The organism is Massilia aurea (assembly GCF_040790145.1).
Classification (GTDB): domain Bacteria; phylum Pseudomonadota; class Gammaproteobacteria; order Burkholderiales; family Burkholderiaceae_D; genus Telluria; species Telluria aurea_C.
On record NZ_JBFMMP010000006.1, the window covers coordinates 40,655 to 59,140 of the forward strand.

Annotated in this window: 19 protein-coding genes; 12 read left to right on the forward strand and 7 right to left on the reverse strand. The window is 64.4% G+C overall.

Annotated elements, in window-relative coordinates:
* Nucleotides 1–3 precede the first annotated feature (3 nt).
* Nucleotides 4–528, reverse strand: a complete 525-nt coding sequence (locus tag AB2N08_RS11050) for a gamma carbonic anhydrase family protein (protein ID WP_367610698.1) — start codon at nucleotides 526–528, stop codon at nucleotides 4–6.
* Nucleotides 529–691: 163 nt separating this feature from the next.
* On the opposite strand from AB2N08_RS11050, the gene AB2N08_RS11055 reads away from it, so the two are divergent.
* The 10 genes from AB2N08_RS11055 (at nucleotide 692) to bamC (ending at nucleotide 9,429) form a co-directional block, all read left to right on the forward strand.
* Entirely contained in the window at nucleotides 692–1,579 is an 888-nt protein-coding gene (locus AB2N08_RS11055; RefSeq protein ID WP_367610699.1) for an alpha/beta fold hydrolase, read from the forward strand.
* 42 nt (nucleotides 1,580–1,621) lie between these two features.
* On the forward strand, nucleotides 1,622–2,455 hold the full coding sequence (locus tag AB2N08_RS11060; RefSeq protein ID WP_367610700.1) for a 3',5'-nucleoside bisphosphate phosphatase: 834 nt from the start codon (nucleotides 1,622–1,624) through the stop codon (nucleotides 2,453–2,455).
* A 152-nt stretch (nucleotides 2,456–2,607) separates the two neighbouring features.
* The gene (locus tag AB2N08_RS11065; RefSeq protein WP_367610701.1) at nucleotides 2,608–3,024 is read left to right on the forward strand and encodes a CopG family transcriptional regulator; all 417 of its coding nucleotides are present in this window, start codon (nucleotides 2,608–2,610) and stop codon (nucleotides 3,022–3,024) included.
* Between the two features lie 12 nt (nucleotides 3,025–3,036).
* Entirely contained in the window at nucleotides 3,037–4,188 is a 1,152-nt protein-coding gene (locus AB2N08_RS11070) for an extracellular catalytic domain type 1 short-chain-length polyhydroxyalkanoate depolymerase (protein WP_367610702.1), read from the forward strand.
* Between the two features lie 218 nt (nucleotides 4,189–4,406).
* Nucleotides 4,407–5,285 (forward strand): protease HtpX, encoded by an 879-nt coding sequence (gene htpX / locus AB2N08_RS11075; protein WP_367610703.1) that lies wholly within the window; start codon nucleotides 4,407–4,409, stop codon nucleotides 5,283–5,285.
* Between the two features lie 19 nt (nucleotides 5,286–5,304).
* On the forward strand, nucleotides 5,305–5,928 hold the full coding sequence (locus AB2N08_RS11080) for an L-threonylcarbamoyladenylate synthase (RefSeq protein ID WP_367610704.1): 624 nt from the start codon (nucleotides 5,305–5,307) through the stop codon (nucleotides 5,926–5,928).
* An 81-nt stretch (nucleotides 5,929–6,009) separates the two neighbouring features.
* On the forward strand, nucleotides 6,010–6,663 hold the full coding sequence (locus tag AB2N08_RS11085; protein ID WP_367610705.1) for a site-2 protease family protein: 654 nt from the start codon (nucleotides 6,010–6,012) through the stop codon (nucleotides 6,661–6,663).
* 4 nt (nucleotides 6,664–6,667) lie between these two features.
* A complete protein-coding gene (locus AB2N08_RS11090; RefSeq protein ID WP_367610706.1) occupies nucleotides 6,668–7,255 on the forward strand; it encodes a class I SAM-dependent methyltransferase in 588 nt (195 codons plus the stop codon).
* Nucleotides 7,256–7,310: 55 nt separating this feature from the next.
* Nucleotides 7,311–8,195, forward strand: a complete 885-nt coding sequence (dapA, locus tag AB2N08_RS11095) for a 4-hydroxy-tetrahydrodipicolinate synthase (RefSeq protein WP_367610707.1) — start codon at nucleotides 7,311–7,313, stop codon at nucleotides 8,193–8,195.
* Between the two features lie 40 nt (nucleotides 8,196–8,235).
* Complete coding sequence (bamC, locus tag AB2N08_RS11100; protein WP_367610708.1) at nucleotides 8,236–9,429, forward strand: outer membrane protein assembly factor BamC; 1,194 nt, start codon at nucleotides 8,236–8,238, stop codon at nucleotides 9,427–9,429.
* Between the two features lie 245 nt (nucleotides 9,430–9,674).
* Here the strand turns inward: bamC and AB2N08_RS11105 are convergent, their stop codons facing one another.
* From AB2N08_RS11105 to AB2N08_RS11115, 3 genes are all read right to left on the reverse strand, one after another.
* Nucleotides 9,675–9,956, reverse strand: coding sequence for a hypothetical protein (locus tag AB2N08_RS11105; protein ID WP_367610709.1), 282 nt, complete (start codon nucleotides 9,954–9,956; stop codon nucleotides 9,675–9,677).
* A 293-nt stretch (nucleotides 9,957–10,249) separates the two neighbouring features.
* Entirely contained in the window at nucleotides 10,250–10,726 is a 477-nt protein-coding gene (locus tag AB2N08_RS11110; RefSeq protein ID WP_367610710.1) for a DUF7931 domain-containing protein, read from the reverse strand.
* Nucleotides 10,727–10,728: 2 nt separating this feature from the next.
* Nucleotides 10,729–11,850 carry a JmjC domain-containing protein gene (locus tag AB2N08_RS11115; RefSeq protein WP_367610711.1) on the reverse strand — a complete coding sequence of 374 codons (1,122 nt, stop codon included), beginning with the start codon at nucleotides 11,848–11,850 and terminating at the stop codon, nucleotides 10,729–10,731.
* 77 nt (nucleotides 11,851–11,927) lie between these two features.
* Between AB2N08_RS11115 and AB2N08_RS11120 the strand changes: the two genes are divergently transcribed.
* A complete protein-coding gene (locus AB2N08_RS11120; RefSeq protein WP_367610712.1) occupies nucleotides 11,928–12,461 on the forward strand; it encodes an FKBP-type peptidyl-prolyl cis-trans isomerase in 534 nt (177 codons plus the stop codon).
* A gap of 169 nt (nucleotides 12,462–12,630) precedes the next feature.
* Here the strand turns inward: AB2N08_RS11120 and AB2N08_RS11125 are convergent, their stop codons facing one another.
* Nucleotides 12,631–13,590 (reverse strand): hypothetical protein, encoded by a 960-nt coding sequence (locus AB2N08_RS11125; RefSeq protein WP_367610713.1) that lies wholly within the window; start codon nucleotides 13,588–13,590, stop codon nucleotides 12,631–12,633.
* Entirely contained in the window at nucleotides 13,590–16,268 is a 2,679-nt protein-coding gene (gene mutS, locus AB2N08_RS11130) for a DNA mismatch repair protein MutS (RefSeq protein ID WP_367610714.1), read from the reverse strand. The genes AB2N08_RS11125 and mutS overlap by 1 nt, the downstream gene beginning before the upstream one ends.
* 263 nt (nucleotides 16,269–16,531) lie before the next feature.
* On the opposite strand from mutS, the gene AB2N08_RS11135 reads away from it, so the two are divergent.
* The gene (locus AB2N08_RS11135) at nucleotides 16,532–17,593 is read left to right on the forward strand and encodes a hypothetical protein (RefSeq protein ID WP_367610715.1); all 1,062 of its coding nucleotides are present in this window, start codon (nucleotides 16,532–16,534) and stop codon (nucleotides 17,591–17,593) included.
* Between the two features lie 21 nt (nucleotides 17,594–17,614).
* Here AB2N08_RS11135 and AB2N08_RS11140 read toward each other — a convergent pair whose 3' ends face one another.
* The gene (locus AB2N08_RS11140; RefSeq protein WP_367610716.1) at nucleotides 17,615–18,409 is read right to left on the reverse strand and encodes a MaoC family dehydratase; all 795 of its coding nucleotides are present in this window, start codon (nucleotides 18,407–18,409) and stop codon (nucleotides 17,615–17,617) included.
* Nucleotides 18,410–18,486 lie beyond the last annotated feature (77 nt).

Consider the following 18,486-nt stretch of genomic DNA (forward strand, 5'->3'; position numbering starts at 1 on the left):
TCTTTATCCGATTCTCTTAAGCTGTGTATTGAATAGCTGGCCCCGCGCGACATAGCTCGCGGCATTACCCTGCAGGCGCAGCAGGTCTTCTTGTGTCAGTGTCCGCACCACCTTCGCGGGCGAACCCAGGATCAGTGAGTGATCGGGAAATGTCTTGTTCTCGGTGACCAGCGCGCCGGCGCCGACCAGGCAACCCTTGCCGATGCGGGCGCCGTTGAGGATCACCGCGCCGATGCCGATCAAGGTGTCGTCGCCGATCGTGCAGCCGTGCAGCATGGCCTGGTGGCCGATCGTCACACCCTGGCCGATGTCGAGCGGATAGCCCATGTCGGTGTGCATCACGGTGCCTTCCTGCACATTGCTGTTGGCGCCGACGGTGATGCGTTCGTTGTCGCCCCGCAGCGTCACGCCGAACCACACCGAGGTATTCGCGGCGAGCGTGACCTTGCCGATGACCGTGGCCGAATCGGCGACAAATGCCGACGGATCGATCTCGGGAGCATGCTCGCCCAGCTGGTATATCGCCATGGATGCGCTCGCAGAAGGTTGGAATGGCGCTATTTTACCGCCCTACGCCTTGCGCAGTGCCGGCTTCGCCAGCGCCCGAAGTCCGGCAGATGGGGCCGTGGTGCGCGAATTCAACGGGGCGAAGATATAATCGTCTGAACGATCGTTCTTTTTTCGAGGTCTCATGAAACTTTCACGTTCCGAATTTGTCACCGTGCGCGGCCTGCGGCTGCATGTGCGCCATTGGGGCGACGAGGGCGCGCCCAAGCTGTTCATGCTGCATGGCTGGATGGATGTGGCGGCCTCGTTCCAGTTCGTCGTCGATGCCCTGGCCGGCGAGTGGCACGTGATTGCGCCGGACTGGCGCGGCTTCGGGCACAGCGACCGCTCTGGCGCGGATACCTATTGGTTCCCGGATTACGTGGCCGACCTCGACGCTTTGCTCGACCATTTCTCCCCGGGCGAGCCCGTGAACCTGCTTGGCCATAGCATGGGCGGCAATATTGCCAGCCTGTACGCCGGCGTGCGGCCACACCGCGTGGGCAAGCTGATCAACCTGGAAGGCTTTGGCCTGCCCGCTACGCATGCGGCCCAGTATCCGAAGCGGATGGCCAACTGGCTCGACGAACTGCGCGCGCCGCCCGAAATGCGCGGCTACGCCAATCTGGACGCCGTGGCGGCGCGCCTGCGCAAGACCAATCCGCGCCTGGCCTACGAGCGTTCGACCTTCCTGGCGGCGCACTGGGCCGAACAGGACCGGGACGGCCAGTGGCGCATCCTGGGCGACCCGGCGCACAAGATGACGGGTCCGCTGCTGTACCACGTCGACGAGATCATGGCGGCGTGGTCGGCGATCACGGCGCCGGTGCTGTGGGTCGAGGCCGAGGACACCGATATGTGGCGCTGGATGGGCGCCAAGGAGCAGGCGCGCGCCGAGGTCGACCGCCGCATGGGGTATCTGAAACAGGTCACCGCGCGCATGGTGCCGCAGGCGGGGCACATGTTGCATCACGACCAGCCGGAAATGCTGGCGCGGATGATCGAAGACTTCCTCGCTGCGCCAGCGGTTTGATTGCGCGTACAATGGGACGTCCACCGCGCTATTGAATATCCCATGCTGAAAGTCGATCTGCACTGCCATTCCAATGTCTCCGACGGCGTTCTCGCGCCATCGGACGTGGCCGCTTACGCCGGCAAGAGCGGCGTGAACGTGTGGGCGTTGACCGATCACGATGAAGTCAGCGGTGTGAAGACGGCGCGCCAGGCCGCCACGGCGCTGGGCATGCGCTTCGTGGCCGGTGTCGAGATTTCGGTCACGTGGGCCAACGAGACGGTGCACGTGGTCGGCCTGCAGATCGACGAAAACAATCCGGCGCTGATCGCCGGCCTGGCGGCCACCCGCAACGGACGCGAGAAACGGGCGCGCGAAATGGCGGCGCAGCTCGAGCAGGCGGGTATTCCCGAGCCGTATGAAGGCGCACTGCGCTATGTCGCCAATCCCGACCTGATGTCGCGCACCCACTTCGCGCGCTACTTGTGCGAGATCGGCGTGTGCGCCACCACGTCCGAAGTGTTCCGCCGCTTCCTGACCGAAGGCAAGCCGGGCTACGTGCCGCACCGCTGGGCCACGCTGGGCGAAGCGATGGGCTGGATCCAGGGGGCGGGCGGCACCGCCGTCATCGCGCATCCGGGGCGCTACAAATTCAGCGATACCGCGCAGGGCGCGCTGTTTGACGAGTTCCGCCAACTGGGCGGTACCGCCATCGAAGTGGTCACCGGCAGCCATACGCCGGACCAGTACGGCACCTATGCCGAAGTGGCGCGGCGCTATGGCTTTCTCGCATCGCGCGGGACGGACTTCCATGCGCCGGGCGAATCGCGGGTGGAGTTCGCCGAGCTGCCGCCATTACCGTCCGGCGTGACGCCAATCTGGCACGACTGGTTCTAAGTTCCCTTTTCAGCTGATGTGCTGGCCGCCGCCTTGGCGGCTGGCCGCGCTACGTCGGTTGCATTACTGTATTTACAGAAAATTTCATCGCTGACCCTTGTAATACGTGATTTATACTCCAATTGGAGTATATAAAGCGTATGGAGGTGATCATGAAAGCCGTTTTGCCGCAGCAGAAACTTCCCGACAGCGACAAGGTCACGGTCAATGTGGGCCTGGTCGACCTGGCCCAGGTCGACTTGCTGGTTGAGGAAGGGTTCTATTCCAATCGAACTGACCTCGTGCGTACGGCGATCCGCAACCTGCTGACGCAGCATGCGGACGTGATTCGCCAGACCGTCGTGCGCAAGCGCTATGTGATGGGTTTGTACCGCTACTCGGTGCAAGAGCTCGAGCAAGTGGTGGCGCAGGGGCAGCAACTTGAAATCCATGTACTTGGCCTGGCTGTCATCGAAGACGACGTATTGCCTGAACTCGCCCGGAATGCGATCGCTTCGATCCAGGTCCTGGGCGCATTTGTTGCATCGCCTGCCGTGCGCGCCGCGCTGGCAGATCGCACACTTACCTAGACTGGATATGCCATGAAATCGCTCGATCAATTTATCAACAAGATGGTGGAGTCGGCTCGCCTCGTGCAAAACAAGGATGTGTCGTCGGCCACGGCCATGATCCAGAACGCATTGGCGCAGGCCGGCCTGGTGCCAGGGCAGCCCGGGCAACCCGGCCACGTCGCCCGTTTCACGAAGGACGATGCTGCGGCCTTTGTCGACATCAACCCGGCGCCCGATTGGCGAGCGCACCTGCGCAAGGGGCAGGCGGCCATGCGCGCCGGCGGTTTCAGCCTCGATTCAGTTGCCGATGACGATGTGACGGTGATGGAAGACGATGCCCCCGGCACCTTCGTGTCAGGCGTGTTTTCAAACGCCGCCGGCCGCCGTCGCTACAAGCTGTACATCCCGTCGCAACCGTCGACCACGCCGCGCGCGCTGATCGTCATGCTGCACGGTTGCACCCAGAATCCCGACGATTTCGCGGTCGGCACCGGCATGAACCGCCTGGCCGAAGAAGCCAATTGCCTCGTGCTGTATCCCGAGCAGGACAGCGCCTCGAACCACAACCGCTGCTGGAACTGGTTCGAGTCGGGCCATCAGGCGCGCGATGCCGGCGAGCCCGCCATCATCGCTGGCATGACGCGCCAGATCGTGGGGGAGCATGGCGCCGATCCGGGGCAGGTGTTCGTGGCCGGCATGTCGGCCGGCGGCGCGATGGCGGCCGTGCTGGGCGCCGAGTATCCTGACCTGTTCACGGGTGTGGGCGTGCACTCCGGTCTGCCGGCCGGCAGCGGGCGCGACATGATCACGGGGCTGCAGGCAATGAAGAAGCCAGCCAAGGGCCGCGCCTTGCGCGAGGCGGTGTCGGTCATCGTGTTCCATGGCAGCACGGACCACGTAGTGGCGCCGGCCAACGGTGAAGCGGTGCTGCAGCAGTATGTGGGCGCTCACGCTGGCATGCGCGCGACGCCATTGACGGTGCGCCACGACGACACGGCGCATGGCGGCCGGCGTTGCCGCCGCAGCGTCTGGCGCGATGACGCGGGCCGGGCGATGGCGGAGCACTGGGTGGTGCAGGGGGCGGGGCATGCGTGGGCCGGTGGCAATACCGCGGGGTCGCACACGGATGCGGCGGGGCCGTGCGCGTCGAAGGAGATGCTGCGGTTTTTCCTCGAACGTTAATAGTACCTGCAGCGTTAGCATCGTCGTTCCCGGCCTCGTCGGCCACCTTGGCGGGAACCCAAGTTCAGCGTGCATTGCCACAATAATGTTATCGGCCCGCTGCGGACTTGGGTTCCCGCCTCCGCGGGAACGACGTGCATGAGTTGTCGGCCGCACTTGAATTTCCCGACAACCAGCCCAATATTGGCATCCTGTCATTAACTCAGGAGTTGTCCGCCATGAAGCGCATTGTTCTTTTCCTCGCCACCAATCTTGCCGTTGTACTGGTGCTGTCGCTGGTCATGAATGTGCTCGGGCTGGGCCGCGCTGTCTCGGCGCAAGGCATCGACTTCGCGTCGCTGGCCGTGATGTCGCTCGTGATCGGCTTCACCGGCTCGTTCATTTCGCTGCTGATCAGCAAGCCGATGGCCAAGTGGTCCACCGGCGCGCGCGTCATCGAGCAACCATCCAATTCCACTGAGCAGTGGCTGGTGGACACCGTGCGCCGTCTGTCGGAGCGCGCCGGCATCGGCATGCCCGAGGTCGCGGTCTACGATGGCGAGCCGAATGCGTTCGCCACCGGCGCCTTTAAAAATTCGGCGCTGGTTGCCGTCTCTACTGGCCTGCTGCAAAGCATGAACCAGGAAGAGGTCGAGGCGGTACTCGGCCATGAAGTCGCCCACATCGCCAACGGCGACATGGTCACGCTCACGCTGATCCAGGGCGTGGTCAATACCTTCGTCGTGTTCTTCGCGCGCGTGGTCGGCTTCTTCGTCGACAAGATGCTGTTCCGTAAAGAGGGCGACGCGCCCGGCATCGGCTACTACGCCACCGTGATGGTGTGCGAAATCCTGTTCGGCCTGCTGGCCTCGATCATCGTGGCCTGGTTCTCGCGCCAGCGCGAATTCCGCGCCGACGCCGGCGCCGCCAGCTTGATGGGCAGCCCGCTGCCGATGCAGCATGCGCTGGCCCGCCTGGGCGGCTTCGCGCCGGGCGCGTTGCCCAAGACGATGTCGGCATCGGGCATTTCCGGCAGCGGCGGCGGCTGGGGCGCGCTGTTCTCGACCCACCCGCCGATGGAGCAGCGGATCGCCGCGCTCCAGTCGCTGCGTCAATAACAATAAAGGGACACTATCCATGGGCCAGTTTTTCCAGATTCACCCTGAAAACCCGCAGGCGCGCCTGATCAAGCAGGCCGCGCAGATCGTCAGCGCCGGCGGCATCGTCGCGCTGCCGACCGATTCGGCCTACGCGCTCGTGTGCCGCCTGGACGATAAAGCCGCTGTCGAGAAACTGCGCCGCATCCGTGGCGTCGACGACAAGCACCACCTGACGCTGCTGGTGCGCGACCTGTCCGAGGTCGCGCAATATGCGCGCGTGGACAATACGCAATACCGCCTGCTCAAGGCGACGATGCCGGGCCCCTACACGGTGATCCTGGAAGCCACGCGCGAATTGCCGCGCCGCCTGTCGCACCCGTCGCGCAAGACGATCGGCCTGCGCGTGCCCGAAAACGCCATCACGCTGGCGCTGCTCGAAGAGTTGGGCGAGCCACTGATCGGCACCACGCTGCAATTGCCCGGGGACGAGCACATGCTGTCCGATCCCGATGAAGTGCGCGAGCGTCTCGAAAAGCAGATCGAGCTGATCATCGACGGCGGCGCCGGCATGCTGGAAGCGACCACCGTGATCGACCTGACCGGTCCCGAGCCGGTGCTGATCCGCGCGGGCAGGGGCGACCCCGCCGCCTTCGGCTTGTAACCTGCAGGAATGCGGCCTGGAATACCGTCTTAAGAATTCCACCGGTCAAGTGCGCGCCGGGCTCTGATAGAATCTGCCCCCATGGAAGAAACGATTCGCACCATCGCGGTGTACGCGCTGCCGGTCCTTTTTGCGATTACCCTGCACGAAGCCGCCCACGCCTACGCCGCCAAGTATTTCGGCGACAATACCGCCTACTCGCAGGGGCGCATGAGCCTCAACCCGCTGGTGCACGTCGATATCTGGGGCACGATCGTGATCCCGATCGTGATGTTCCTGTTCAGCGGTTTCGTGTTCGGTTATGCCAAGCCGGTGCCGGTGGAATTCGGGCGCCTGCGCAATCCCAAGCGCGATATGGCGTGGGTGTCGCTGGCGGGGCCGTTGGCCAACTTCATCATGGCCGTGCTGTGGCTGATCCTGGGCGTGTTCCTCGTGTTCTTCCAGGTCGGCGAGGAATTCCCGCACAAGGTGGCGCAGGCCGGTATCGTCACCAATCTGCTGATCATGGCCTTCAACCTGCTGCCGATCCCGCCGCTCGACGGTGGCCGGGTGGTCACTGCGATGCTGCCGCACCGCGCTGCATACGCCTTCGCGCGCATCGAGCCGTACGGCTTCTTCATCGTGCTGGCGCTGGTGCTGCTCAAGGTGGTCGGCTACTGGCTCACGCCGGTGATGGCGCTGGGCGGCTACCTGGTGCAGCTGGCGGCGACGCCGTTCACGTTCTTCCTCCTCTGAGCCGATGGCCACCGTCGTGAACATGGCGGCGCAGCCGGCGTCGAACTGGGTGGCGCGCTTCGCGCCCCTGGCAAGGCCGGGCGAGGCGCTCGACCTGGCTTGCGGCAACGGGCGCCACACACGCCTGCTGGCGGCGCAGGGTTTGCAGGTACTGGCACTGGATCGTAATCCGGCAGCGCTGGCGGCGAGCGCGGGCGATAACGTCACCACGATGGCCTACGATCTCGAAGCCGATGGCGCGCCGTGGCCATTCGAGGCGGGGCGCTTTGCCGCTATCGTCGTCACCAATTACCTGCATCGGCCGCTGTTCGCGCAGATCGCCGCGAGCTTGCGGCCAGACGGCATCCTGATCTACGAAACCTTCGCGCAGGGTAACGAGGTGTTTGGCAAGCCGAGTAATCCGGCCTTCCTGCTGGCGCCCGGCGAATTGCTGGCGCTGGCTGGCGATGGCGGGCTGCAGGTGCTGGCCTACGAAGACGGTCACGTGGAGCGGCCCCATCCGGCACAGGTGCAGCGCCTGTGCGCCGCCGGTCCCGCATACCGTAAAACCGAGGCCTGGCTCGACCATATTGTGGTCAGGAATGAACCATAGGGGCGGGGTATCCGCTACAATCAGATTTTTAAATGAATGGCACGGTCCAAAGATTATGATTAAGGGCAGTATCGTAGCAATCGTCACCCCGATGTTCGAAGATGGCACCGTCGACCGCGACTGCCTGCGTTCGCTGATCGACTGGCATATCGCCGAAGGAACCGACGCGATCGTCATCGTGGGCACGACCGGCGAATCGGCCACGCTGTCGCCGGAAGAGCATTGCGAACTCGTCAAGCTGGCCGTCGACCACGTCGCCGGCCGCATCCCTGTCATCGCCGGCACCGGCGGCAATTCGACCGTGGAAGCGATCGCGCTCACCCGTCATGCGAAAGCCGTCGGCGCCGACGCGTCGCTTCAGGTCGTGCCGTACTACAACCGGCCGACGCAAGAGGGCATGTACCGCCACTTCCGCACGATCGCCGAAGCCGTCGACCTGCCGATCATCCTGTACAACGTGCCGGGCCGTACCGTGGCCGACATGGCCAACGAGACGGTTGCGCGCCTGGCGCCGATCGAGAACATCGTCGGCATCAAGGACGCCACCGGCAATATCGGGCGCGGCATCGAACTCCTGAGCATGGTCGACAAATCGTTCGCCGTGTACTCGGGCGACGATCCGACCGCGATGGCGCTGATGTTCTGCGGCGCGGCCGGCAATATTTCGGTCACCGCCAACGTGGCCCCGCGCGCGATGCACGAACTGTGCGTGGCCGCGATGAAGGGCGATATCGCCCGCGCGCTCGAGATTAACAACCGCGTGCTCGGCCTGCATGCCAAGCTGTTCGTCGAACCGAATCCGGTGCCCGTGAAATGGGCACTGGCCGAGATGGGCAAGATGCCGGCGGGCCTGCGCCTGCCGCTCGCGCCGCTGTCCTCCCAATACCACGAGATCGTACGTGCCGCCCTGGTGGACGCCGGCGTTCATTCCCCATCCTGAACCCGCAAGGGCTCGGATTACTGACCTGATATCGAACGACATGACTATTCGCAAGACTAAGAATTCTAACGGCGCAACCCTGATCAACGCGCCTGCCGCCGCCCGTGTGCTCTCGCTCACGGTCATCGCGTTCAGCCTGGCGGCCTGCACCACCATTTTCGGTGGCAACTCAGTGGACTACAAGGGCGCCAAGAAGGCCGCCCCGCTGGATGTGCCGCCCGACCTGACCAAGCTGCAGCGCGACAACCGCTACGCGATCCCGGATGGCCGTGGCGTTGCCACTGCGTCCGAATTCCAGCAAGGCCAGGCGGCAGCGGCCGCCGGCGGCGTGCCTGCGGTTGCCGGTATGTCGGCGTCCGGCCAGCCGATCGGCCCGATCTCGACCGACGCCGTGAGCGTGCAACGCAACGGCGACCAGCGCTGGCTGGTGGTCAAGCAAACGCCGGAACAACTGTGGCCGCAACTGCGCACGTTCTGGGAAGAGCAGGGCTTCGCGCTCGAGACCGAGTCGGCCACCACCGGCACCATGGAAACCGCCTGGGTCGAGAACCGCTCGAAGATCCCGCAAGACTTCGTGCGCCGCGCCATCGGCCGTGTGTTCGACAGCGCCTACTCGACCGGCGAGCGCGACAAGTACCGCACGCGCCTGGAGCGCCTGCCGGATGGCTCGACCGAGATCTGGGTCAGCCACCGCGGCGCCGAAGAAGTCCTGACCGGCCCGCAAAGCGAAACCACCACCTGGACCGTGCGTCCTAACGACCCGGGCCTGGAATCGCAATACCTGAGCCGCATCGTCGCGCTGCTCACCGGTGCGAAAGAAGTCGCGCCGGCAGAACAGATGGTGGCCAATGCCGCAGTGACGCCAGAGCACGCCAAGCTGGTGGGCGACAAGGTCGAAGTCGATGAAGGCTTCGACCGCGCCTGGCGCCGTGTCGGCCTGGCGCTCGATCGCGTCGGCTTCACCGTCGAAGACCGCGACCGCGTGCAGGGCATCTACTTCGTGCGCTACGTCGATCCGGACGCGGGCGACACCAAGGATGGCTTCTTCAAGCGCCTGTTCACGTTCGGCAAGTCGGACGACGAAGCCAACCAGGCGCAGCGCTACCGCGTGCTGGTCAAGGCCGCGCAGGGTGCGAGCGTGAGCGAAGTGTCGGTACAGACCAACGACGGCAAGGCGGAAACGTCGCCGACGACGACCAAGATCCTGACGCTGCTGAACAACGAGCTGAAGTAATCCTCGTTGCGGCAACAAAAAACCGGCCTGATGGCCGGTTTTTTTATGGAGGATCGCTGACCTGCAGACCGTCGTTCCAGCGAAGGCTGGAACCCAAGTCTGCACGCTGATCGATCAAGTTCGGGATACACGATGACTCAACGTACTTGGGTTCCCGCCTCCGCGGGGAACGACGTGCCCAATGCACAAACCACCAGACGTAAAAAAACCGGCCCGAGGGCCGGTTCTTCATACCGAGTAACGAATTACTTGGTGGTAGCAGCAGCGTCAGCAGCTTGGGTAGCCGAGGTCTGAGCAGCGGCAGCAGCGTCGGTTGCGGTGGTTGCAGCAGCAGCAGCGTCGGTTGCAGCAGCGTCAGCAGCAGCAGCAGCTGGAGCGGTTGCGTCAGCAGCTGGGACGGTTGCGTCAGCAGGAGCGACGACAGCAGCTGGGGTTTCGGTCACTGGAGCGACTGGAGCTTCTTCTTTCTTAGCGCAAGCAGCCAGGGTAACAGCGAACAGGGAAGCGATCAGCAGGGATTTTTTCATGGTTTTTTCCTTAGTATTTACAAAAGTAGAACTACTTGATGCGAATAATAATTACCGGTAATTATTTCTCGATGGAATTCTCGTGCCTTCACAAATAGCAAGACTGCCATAGACGCAACGGAACCTTCCTGATTGATATTATAGACAATTTTATAGTTTCGCAATAGCTAACACATGCTGTAGTGAAAGAATTTTACGCCTTGATAAGCTTCATCTTGTTACAAGATGCTACGTAGCGCCGAATCCGCCCGTTAAGTAACTCTCAGGCAACCACAAGTGCCATCATGCAGGCGTTACAGGCCGGTCGTCGTGGGATGTAGCGTCGTTCGCGATTCTTCCCAGATGGCATCGAAGCGGTGCCGTGGGACATCGACGGCACGCGGATCGTCGATATTCGCTTCCCCTCGCATATGGTCACTGTGGAAGCGGCGCACGACATGCCGTTCGTCGGCGATGCAGAACGAATCGGTCAGCTGGCGCAGATTCTTTGGCGTCTGGCGGCATTCGAAAGCGTGTCCGTAATCGCGCAGCAGGCGCAGGAAGCGCGGGAAATGACGCTCGATGTGCGCAGGGGAGTGCAACGCGAGGCGCAGTGTGCCGCCGCGCTGCAGGAATGCACGCAACGCCGCATCGACGTGCGTGGCGCCAAGCGCGAACACGGCGCCATCCGGATCGAACAGGCACAGGCTGTGCTGCGCCGTCGCCACCACGGCGAGGAACTGCGCCTCGCAGTCGCGCCGGGTATCGAACGGGATGGCGCGCGGTTCCATGCTTATCCCAGTTCGACCCAGCCGTCCTGGTACCAGGCGTACAGGGATTCGGTGACGTCGTCGGTGGCTTTGCCGAGCGTGGCGCCATCGATGCGGCGCTCGTTGGCCAGCACGTCGAGCACCACCTTGTCAGCGCGGCCTGCGGCCAGCGATTCGCCGTTGATGAACACGTTCTTGCCACGGTACAGCATGAGGGTCTTGCTCGACAGTTTAATGCCGCGCTTGGCCGCCGTTTCCATGAAGCGCCCGAACGTCAGTGGCTTTGCCGGTGGCGTGAAGAACACATTGTGCTTCGGCTCGGACATGTGCTCGCCGAGGAAGATCGTGACATCTTCTTCATCCCAGCGCACCTTGTTGAGCTCTTCGGTGACGGTTGCCAGCATGTGCTTCGGAATCTCGGCCGGGTTCTTTGCCTCTTGCAACTCCGGATCGGCGTAGCGGCCCGGCAGGTCGATCGAATCGGCCATGAATTGCAGGAACGCTTCGCCCAGTTCCTGGAACGAGGGCGAACGGAATCCAATCGAGTATGTCATGCATTCGCCTTCGGCGATCCCGTCGTGCGCGTACTGCGGCGGCAGGTACAGCATGTCGCCCGGCTCGAGCACAAATTCTTCTTCAGGCTCGAAGTTGGCCAGGATCTTGAGCGGCAAGCCGTCGACGATCGTCAGGTCTTGCTGCGCGCCGATGCGCCAGCGGCGCTTGCCGTGCGCCTGCAGCAGGAACACGTCGTACGAATCATAGTGCGGGCCGACGCCGGCGCCATCAGTGGCAAAACTCACCATCAGGTCGTCCAGGCGCGCGTCCGGCACGAAGCGGAACTGGCGCAGCAGGTCGTCGGCGCGCTCGTCATGCAGGTTCACGCCCTGGACCAGCATCGTCCAGTTTGGTTCGCTGCGCGATGGCAGTTCAGTGAGGGGGCCGTGCTGCATGGCCCATTCGCCGTCATTCTGGGTCACCAGGCGTGATTCGACGTGGTTCAGCGCGGCGAGTTCGGCGAGCTTGTCGAATTTGAGCAGCGGCTTGAAGCCGGGGATCGCGCCACGGATGAGCAGGGGCTTCTTGTGCCAGTAATCGCGCAGGAATTCAGCGGGGGTAATGTTCCCCAAAAGCGGTAATTTTTTCATGCGCCATTATAACCAGCCGAAGCGGGGGCTGATCCCATCAAGAGTATAATCCGCAGCTCACAATGAAAGGATGGACGATGAAGATTGCTAAAGACACGGTCGTGACGGTTAATTACAAACTGTCGGATGCCCAGAACAATCTGATCGAGGAGGGCTCCCAGCCGATGGTGTACCTGCACGGCGGCTACGAGAACACCCTGCCGAAGATCGAAGAAGAGCTGGACGGCAAGGAAGCCGGCTACGCCTCGACGATCCAGGTGGAACCGGACGACGCGTTCGGCGACTACGAGCCAGAGCTGGTGAAGGTCGAAGAGCGTTCGCGCCTGCCGGAACCGATCGAAATCGGCATGCAGTTCGAAGGCGTGGCCGAAAACGGCGACGACGAGCCGGTGATTTTCACCGTCACCGAGATCGCCGATGACAAGGTCGTCCTGGATGGCAACCATCCACTGGCCGGCATGGCACTGCGCTTCGAGCTGTCCGTGGTCGACGTACGCGCTGCAACCGATGAAGAAATCCAGCACGGCCACGTGCATGGCGCTGGCGGTCATCATCACGAGATCGATGACAGCGACGAAGGCGATCACTTCCGTAGCCAGCCGCTGCAGTAAGTTTTCGGCTGTGCTGAGACACTTGGGTTCCCGCCTTCGCGGGAAGTCATGGCCGCCAGTGGCGGGTACGACGGCTTTACGTGTACAGGTATAACTGCATCAGGTAGCTGCTAGCCTGAAGACCGTCATTCCCGCGCAGGCGGGAATCCAAGTACGTTCGCACCACCCATCACTGCTTCGCGTCCACCACCGTGAACGCCGCATCCTTCCCCAGCGTCACATTCACCTCGACCGCTTTCGTCCCCACGGACAGCTGTCCCAGATTGTCCTTCCATTCGATCTGCGGTTTGCTCCCACCCGGTGCGCCACTGTCGACCAGCAGCACCTTGCCATCGAACTTGACTGCCTGCGCCTGGATCTGGCGCCGCGCCGCCTCGAACCCATCGCGCTCGGCCGGCGTGCGTCGCAGCAGTCCGCGCAGTCCCGCCGGCTGATCCAGATACAACGGACGCACCGCGCCTTCCGAGAACAGCACCAGCGCCTGCGCCTTGTCGCTGCGCGCGATCGCGAACAGGCGATTGAGCCAGAAGCGATTGGCCACGGCCCGGTCTTCATATTCGCTGTTGCGGCCCGCGGCCGGCAAGAAGTGGTTGTTCCCGGCCGGCAGATTGATCGTGGCGTACAGCACCTTTCCGACTCGCCAGTGCGCGTTCTCGGCATAGCTGCGAAAACGCGGGCTGGCCGACAGTTGCGTCAGGTGGATCTTGGACGCGCCCAGCGAGTCCGGTTCGCCGTAGAGCAGTTCGCGCAGGCGATTGAGGCGCTCGATCGCATTGGTGCGCTTGGCCGAATTGCGGCAACCGGTCCAGTCGCTGCCGGCCAATGACACGATCACGGGCCGCTTCGCATGCTCGAACAGGTCGCGCCGCTGCTGATACAGCTTGTCGCCGCAGCTTTCGTTCTCGCCCTTGATGCCGGTGAGGACCACGAACGCCACCGATTTTTCGGACGAATCGGCCAGCGCCTGCTTCAGGCGCGCATCACCGTCGGCGCCTGCGTTATTGCCCACCACCGCAAAGCGGTGCGTCGGCTGCTTGTCCTTCGCCGCAACTGGCGCGCCAAGGAACAGCGCGGCCAATAGTGTGGCTGACAACGCAGCGCAGGAAGCGGGCAGGCGCGCCATCGGCATCAGGCGGCCAGCCGTTTCAGCTCGTAGAGCCGTTCGAGTGCTTCGCGTGGCGTGAGCGCGTCCGGATCGATGGCGTCGAGCGCATCGCGCAATTCGTCGTCCTTGTCATCTTCCACCTGTGGCGCAGCCGGCACCGGTGCCTCGCCGATCTCGTCATCCAGCACGGGCGCGGCGAACAGGTCGCGCTGCGGCGTGGCGTCCAGCGCCTGGGCCTCGAGGCGCGCCAGGTGCTTGCGCGCGGCCTTGATCACCGGCTGCGGCACGCCGGCCAGCTGCGCCACCTGCAAGCCGTAGCTCTGCGACGCCGGGCCATCCTGCACCGCATGCAAAAACACGATGCTGTCCTTGTGCTCGACCGCCGACAGGTGCACGTTGTACGCGCTCGGGTACGACTCCGGCAACTGGGTCAGCTCGAAATAGTGGGTCGCGAACAGCGTGAAGCTGCGGCTCGTGTCGATCAGGTGGCGCGCGATTGCCCACGCCAGCGCCAGGCCGTCGAAGGTCGACGTGCCGCGCCCGACTTCATCCATCAGGACCAGCGAATGCTCGGTCGCGCCGTTGAGAATCGCCGCCGATTCGGTCATCTCGACCATGAAGGTCGAGCGGCCGTTGGCCAGGTCGTCGCTGGCGCCGATGCGGGTGAAGATGCGGTCGATCGGGCCAAGCGTGGCTTGCGTCGCCGGCACATAGCTGCCGACATAGGCCAGCAGCGTGATGAGCGCCACCTGGCGCATGAAAGTGGATTTACCGCCCATGTTCGGGCCGGTGATCAGCAGCAGGCGCCGCTCGTTCGAGAAGCGGCAATCGTTGGCGATGAAGCGCTCGATCTGGTTCTCGACCACCGGATGGCGGCCTTCGACGATGTTCAGGCACGGCGCATCGACCAGTCGCGGTGCGCACCAGCCGTGCCGCAGCGCGTGGCTGGCCAGCGCCACCAGCACGTCGGTCTGCGCGATGGCGCGCGCGATCGTCTGCAGGATGCCGATGTGCGGCGCGAGCTGGGCCAGCAAATCCTCGTACAGGATTTTCTCGCGCGCCAGCGCGCGGTCTTGCGCCGACAGCGCCTTGTCTTCGTACGCCTTCAGTTCTGGCGTGATGTAGCGTTCGCAGTTCTTCAGTGTCTGGCGGCGGCGGTAGTCGTCCGGCACCTTGGTTGCCTGGCCGTTGGTCACTTCGATATAGAAGCCGTGCACGCGGTTGTATTCGACGCGCAGATTGGCAATGCCGGTGCGGGCGCGCTCGCGTGTTTCGAGGTCGACCAGGAACTGGCCGGCGTTCTCGGACAGCGCCTGCAGTTCATCGAGTTCGGCATCGTAGCCGCGCGCGAACACGCCGCCATCGCGGATCATCGCGCTCGGCTCTTCCAGCACGGCGCGCACCAGGAGGTCGAGGCAATCGACGGGCGTGCCCAGGTCATCGTGCAGCTCGCGCAGCAGGCACGTGTCGCCGGGGACGAAACAGCGCGCCACCAGCTCGCGCAGCACCGGCAGCGCTTTGAGCCCGTCACGCAGGCTGGCCAGGTCGCGCGGACGCGCGCTGAGCAAGGCCACGCGCGTGGTGATGCGTTCGATGTCCGGCACCAGCGCCAGCGCTGGCGACAGGTTGTCGATGGCATCGGCCTGCAGCAACGCCGCGATCGACTGGTGCCGGCTGCGCGCGATCGACTGGTCGCGGCGCGCGTGGTGCAGCCAGTGGCGCAGCAGGCGCGAACCCATCGCCGTGCGGCAGCCGTCGAGCAGCGAGAACAGCGTCGGCGACTCTTGCCCGCGAATGGTCTCGGTCAGTTCCAGGTTGCGGCGGGTGGCGGCGTCCAGGCCGATGTATTCGTTTTCGTTTTCGCACGCCAGGCCGCGCACGTGCTGCAAGCCGCGACCCTGCGTGGACTGGGCATAGCGCAGCAGCGCGCCGGCCGCGCCGAACGCGGCGCCCAGGCCATCGGCGCCAAAGCCGGTGAGGGTGGCGACCTTCAATTGTTCGAGCAGGGCGCCGTGGCCCTTGACGACGTCGAAGTGCCACTCGGGTACGCGCTGGGTGTGGACGGTGGCGGCGCCGTCATCGAACATGTCGCCGCAATCGGCGCGCAGGATCTCGGCCGGTGCGATGCGCTCGAGTTCATGCGCCAGGCGCGCCTCCACCGCGCGCGCGTCGCCCGAAAATTCCATCAGGCGCAGGTTACCGCTCGCCAGCGACAGCCACGCCAGGCCGGCGGTGACGGTCTTGCGCTGGGTTTGCAGGCACAGGGCCAGCAGCGGGCGCTCGGCTTTCTCGGGCAGCAGGTCGGAATCGGTCAGCGTGCCCGGGGTGACGACCCGCATCACCTTGCGTTCAACGGGGCCTTTCGACAGCGCCGGGTCGCCGATCTGTTCGCAGATCGCGCACGATTCGCCCAGCTTGACCAGCTTGGCCAGGTAGCCATCGAGCGAGTGGAACGGCACACCGGCCATCTTGATCGGATTGCCTTCGGACTTGCCGCGCGCGGTGAGCGTGATGCCCAGCACGCGCGAGGCTTTTTCGGCGTCGTCGAAGAACAGCTCGTAGAAGTCGCCCATGCGGTAGAACACCAGCATGCTTGGGTAGTCGGCTTTGATGCGCAGATATTGCTGCATCATGGGGGTGTGTTTTTCGGTCGCGCTGTTCTTGACGGCTGCGGCGTTGATTTCGGTGGGGACGGTGGTCATTTCTTTGAATTGGGTACGGCGAGGCAGGTGCTGGCCAGAGCTTGGTATTTTACCGCGATCGTCCCGGCGCGGCCTTGCAAAGATGACCCGGGCGCCGGCGCCAGATGCACGCGTGCATGCTCGGGGCGGATTCGGTGTCTTGCGCCGGTCCGCCCACGCACGACAGTGGCACGGCAGCAACATTTCGCCAAGCGACCCGTGAAAATTTTCTGTAGCGCAATACTTATCCTATACTCGATGTCTCGACGATTGTTACAAGACGCATGAGCTACGTGTTGCACGTGTGGGAAGCCCCGGTTCCCGATTCGCTGGCCGGCGCAGCCAGGGCCGCCCTGGAAATGGGCGGTGATGTGGTTGGCCAGAATCCGGGGTTCATCGTCCTGGCTGGCCGCCTGACGTCGCGCTATCCGTGCCCGAGCGTGGCGCCGGCCACCAGTGTCTGGGCCGGCCCGGTCGATGGCAAGACGGAGCGGCGGGCCTGGACCATCGGTATCAGCGCCGAGCATGAGCGCGTCATCCGCTTCGTCGTGCGCCAGGCGATCCGGTTGGGGCTGTGCGTCTTCGACATGCAGCAGGGCCTCGCGGTGTTGCCGGACCGGCGGGTATTCGGCACGCCGGGGCCGGTCATGACCGGGGCGCGCCTGCCTGCGCCGTCGGGTGGCGACAGCCTGACCAGGGCCGAGGTGCACGGCGGGATGCGCCGCCTGCTGCAGAAGGTGTTCGCGCCGCTCGGTTACCTGCGCCGCGACAGCGTCGACGGCGAGGCGTACCGCCTGGTCTTGCCGCACGGGTTTGTCGATATCGGGGTGGCCATCTGGGAGCACCATTCGAGTTTCTCGTTCTCGCTGTTCTGTTCGATCCGGCATGCGCGCTGTGTCGACATCGTCGAGGTATTCGAGGATGTCGCCCCCGAATACCGGGGCCGGGGCGCATGCGCCATCATCCACCTGGACGACATCCATCCCGCCGGGATCGACCGGATCGAAGTCGACGGACTCCTGCAGTTTTACGCCGAGCTCAGTGCGCTGGACGCCGTCTTGCGCGACCATCTCGCGCCGCTCATGGCGCAGTGCCAGAGCCTGGAAGGCCTCGAGCGCCATGTCAACCGCGCCTCGCGCATCCGCAGTCCGAAGCATTCCCACGTCCACTACATGGACGACATCGTGCTGGCCTGGCTCGTGGGCGATCCCGAATGGGAACGCATCAGCGCCGAATGCAGTGCGGCCCTGCCGGCGCGGGCGGTCGAGCTCAGGGCGCGGATCGAGCGCCTGAGCGCCTGGCTGCGCACGACCACGCCGGTGGCCCTGGCATCCGAGCGCGCCTGACGCCGGCAGGCTCCGTCGATCTCAGGCCCGTGCCAGCGTGCCTTCCAGCGCCACCCGATCGTTGCACACCACGACGAAGCCGCCCGGTGCGGCGCTGTCGTGCAGGAACGCTGTCGCACCGAGCGGCACCGGCTGCGTGAAGCGGCACTGCAGCATCGTGACGCTGCCCTGGGTTGGTTGGGATTGTTCGAACGCGGCGCAGGCGCGCGCCACCGTGTGCATGCCGTGGATGATCGGCCTGCGCATGCCCATCAGGCGGGCCGACCACGGCCACAGGTGAATGGGATTGAAGTCGCCCGACAGCGCGGCGTAGCGCCGGCCGGCATCGGCGGCGAGTGTCCAGTGCGCGCGCGCCGTCCCGGATGGCGGGGCAGGGCGCGGGCCGGCGCCGGGTCCATTGCGCTGGCCGCGCTTGATCAGATACACGCTTTCGCAGTCGAAGATGGCTGCGGCGCCATCGCACGCTTCGGTCCTGAGTACGGCGTGGACGGCCCCGTTGGCTGCCGGCGGCGGCAACGACAGCGACGTGCGCAAGACCAGCGCCGCATCCGGCCGTAGCGGGCCGTGCAAGGCCAGCGTGTTCTCGATGTGGATAAGGCCAGGAATGCGAAACGGCAGCGACCAGGCGAGCATGCTCGCCAGTTGGGCGCGCTGGGCCAGCAGGTACAGATAGGTCAGTGGAACGCCTTCGGCCGGAAAGCCGAACGCCGCCCGGTAGCGCGCCACGTGCCCGGCATCGATCCGGTCGAGCCGGTAGTGCGTGGCTGGGGGCAGTGCGGCGGATCGGGCCCGCCCCTTGAATACGGTCTGCAGCAACAGCCAGGGACTTGCCGCCGGCAGTAGAGGAAATGGTGTCGGCGGGGGCAAAGGCTGATTGGGCATTGCGTCAGGAT

What these genes read in the sequence shown, in the direction of transcription:
- AB2N08_RS11050 (WP_367610698.1), bottom strand. Translation starts at nt 528, where the DNA reads ATGGCGATATACCAGCTGGGCGAGCATGCTCCCGAGATCGATCCGTCG.
- AB2N08_RS11055 (WP_367610699.1), top strand. Translation starts at nt 692, where the DNA reads ATGAAACTTTCACGTTCCGAATTTGTCACCGTGCGCGGCCTGCGGCTG.
- AB2N08_RS11060 (WP_367610700.1), top strand. Translation starts at nt 1,622, where the DNA reads ATGCTGAAAGTCGATCTGCACTGCCATTCCAATGTCTCCGACGGCGTT.
- AB2N08_RS11065 (WP_367610701.1), top strand. Translation starts at nt 2,608, where the DNA reads ATGAAAGCCGTTTTGCCGCAGCAGAAACTTCCCGACAGCGACAAGGTC.
- AB2N08_RS11070 (WP_367610702.1), top strand. Translation starts at nt 3,037, where the DNA reads ATGAAATCGCTCGATCAATTTATCAACAAGATGGTGGAGTCGGCTCGC.
- htpX (WP_367610703.1), top strand. Translation starts at nt 4,407, where the DNA reads ATGAAGCGCATTGTTCTTTTCCTCGCCACCAATCTTGCCGTTGTACTG.
- AB2N08_RS11080 (WP_367610704.1), top strand. Translation starts at nt 5,305, where the DNA reads ATGGGCCAGTTTTTCCAGATTCACCCTGAAAACCCGCAGGCGCGCCTG.
- AB2N08_RS11085 (WP_367610705.1), top strand. Translation starts at nt 6,010, where the DNA reads ATGGAAGAAACGATTCGCACCATCGCGGTGTACGCGCTGCCGGTCCTT.
- AB2N08_RS11090 (WP_367610706.1), top strand. Translation starts at nt 6,668, where the DNA reads ATGGCCACCGTCGTGAACATGGCGGCGCAGCCGGCGTCGAACTGGGTG.
- dapA (WP_367610707.1), top strand. Translation starts at nt 7,311, where the DNA reads ATGATTAAGGGCAGTATCGTAGCAATCGTCACCCCGATGTTCGAAGAT.
- bamC (WP_367610708.1), top strand. Translation starts at nt 8,236, where the DNA reads ATGACTATTCGCAAGACTAAGAATTCTAACGGCGCAACCCTGATCAAC.
- AB2N08_RS11105 (WP_367610709.1), bottom strand. Translation starts at nt 9,956, where the DNA reads ATGAAAAAATCCCTGCTGATCGCTTCCCTGTTCGCTGTTACCCTGGCT.
- AB2N08_RS11110 (WP_367610710.1), bottom strand. Translation starts at nt 10,726, where the DNA reads ATGGAACCGCGCGCCATCCCGTTCGATACCCGGCGCGACTGCGAGGCG.
- AB2N08_RS11115 (WP_367610711.1), bottom strand. Translation starts at nt 11,850, where the DNA reads ATGAAAAAATTACCGCTTTTGGGGAACATTACCCCCGCTGAATTCCTG.
- AB2N08_RS11120 (WP_367610712.1), top strand. Translation starts at nt 11,928, where the DNA reads ATGAAGATTGCTAAAGACACGGTCGTGACGGTTAATTACAAACTGTCG.
- AB2N08_RS11125 (WP_367610713.1), bottom strand. Translation starts at nt 13,590, where the DNA reads ATGCCGATGGCGCGCCTGCCCGCTTCCTGCGCTGCGTTGTCAGCCACA.
- mutS (WP_367610714.1), bottom strand. Translation starts at nt 16,268, where the DNA reads ATGACCACCGTCCCCACCGAAATCAACGCCGCAGCCGTCAAGAACAGC.
- AB2N08_RS11135 (WP_367610715.1), top strand. Translation starts at nt 16,532, where the DNA reads ATGAGCTACGTGTTGCACGTGTGGGAAGCCCCGGTTCCCGATTCGCTG.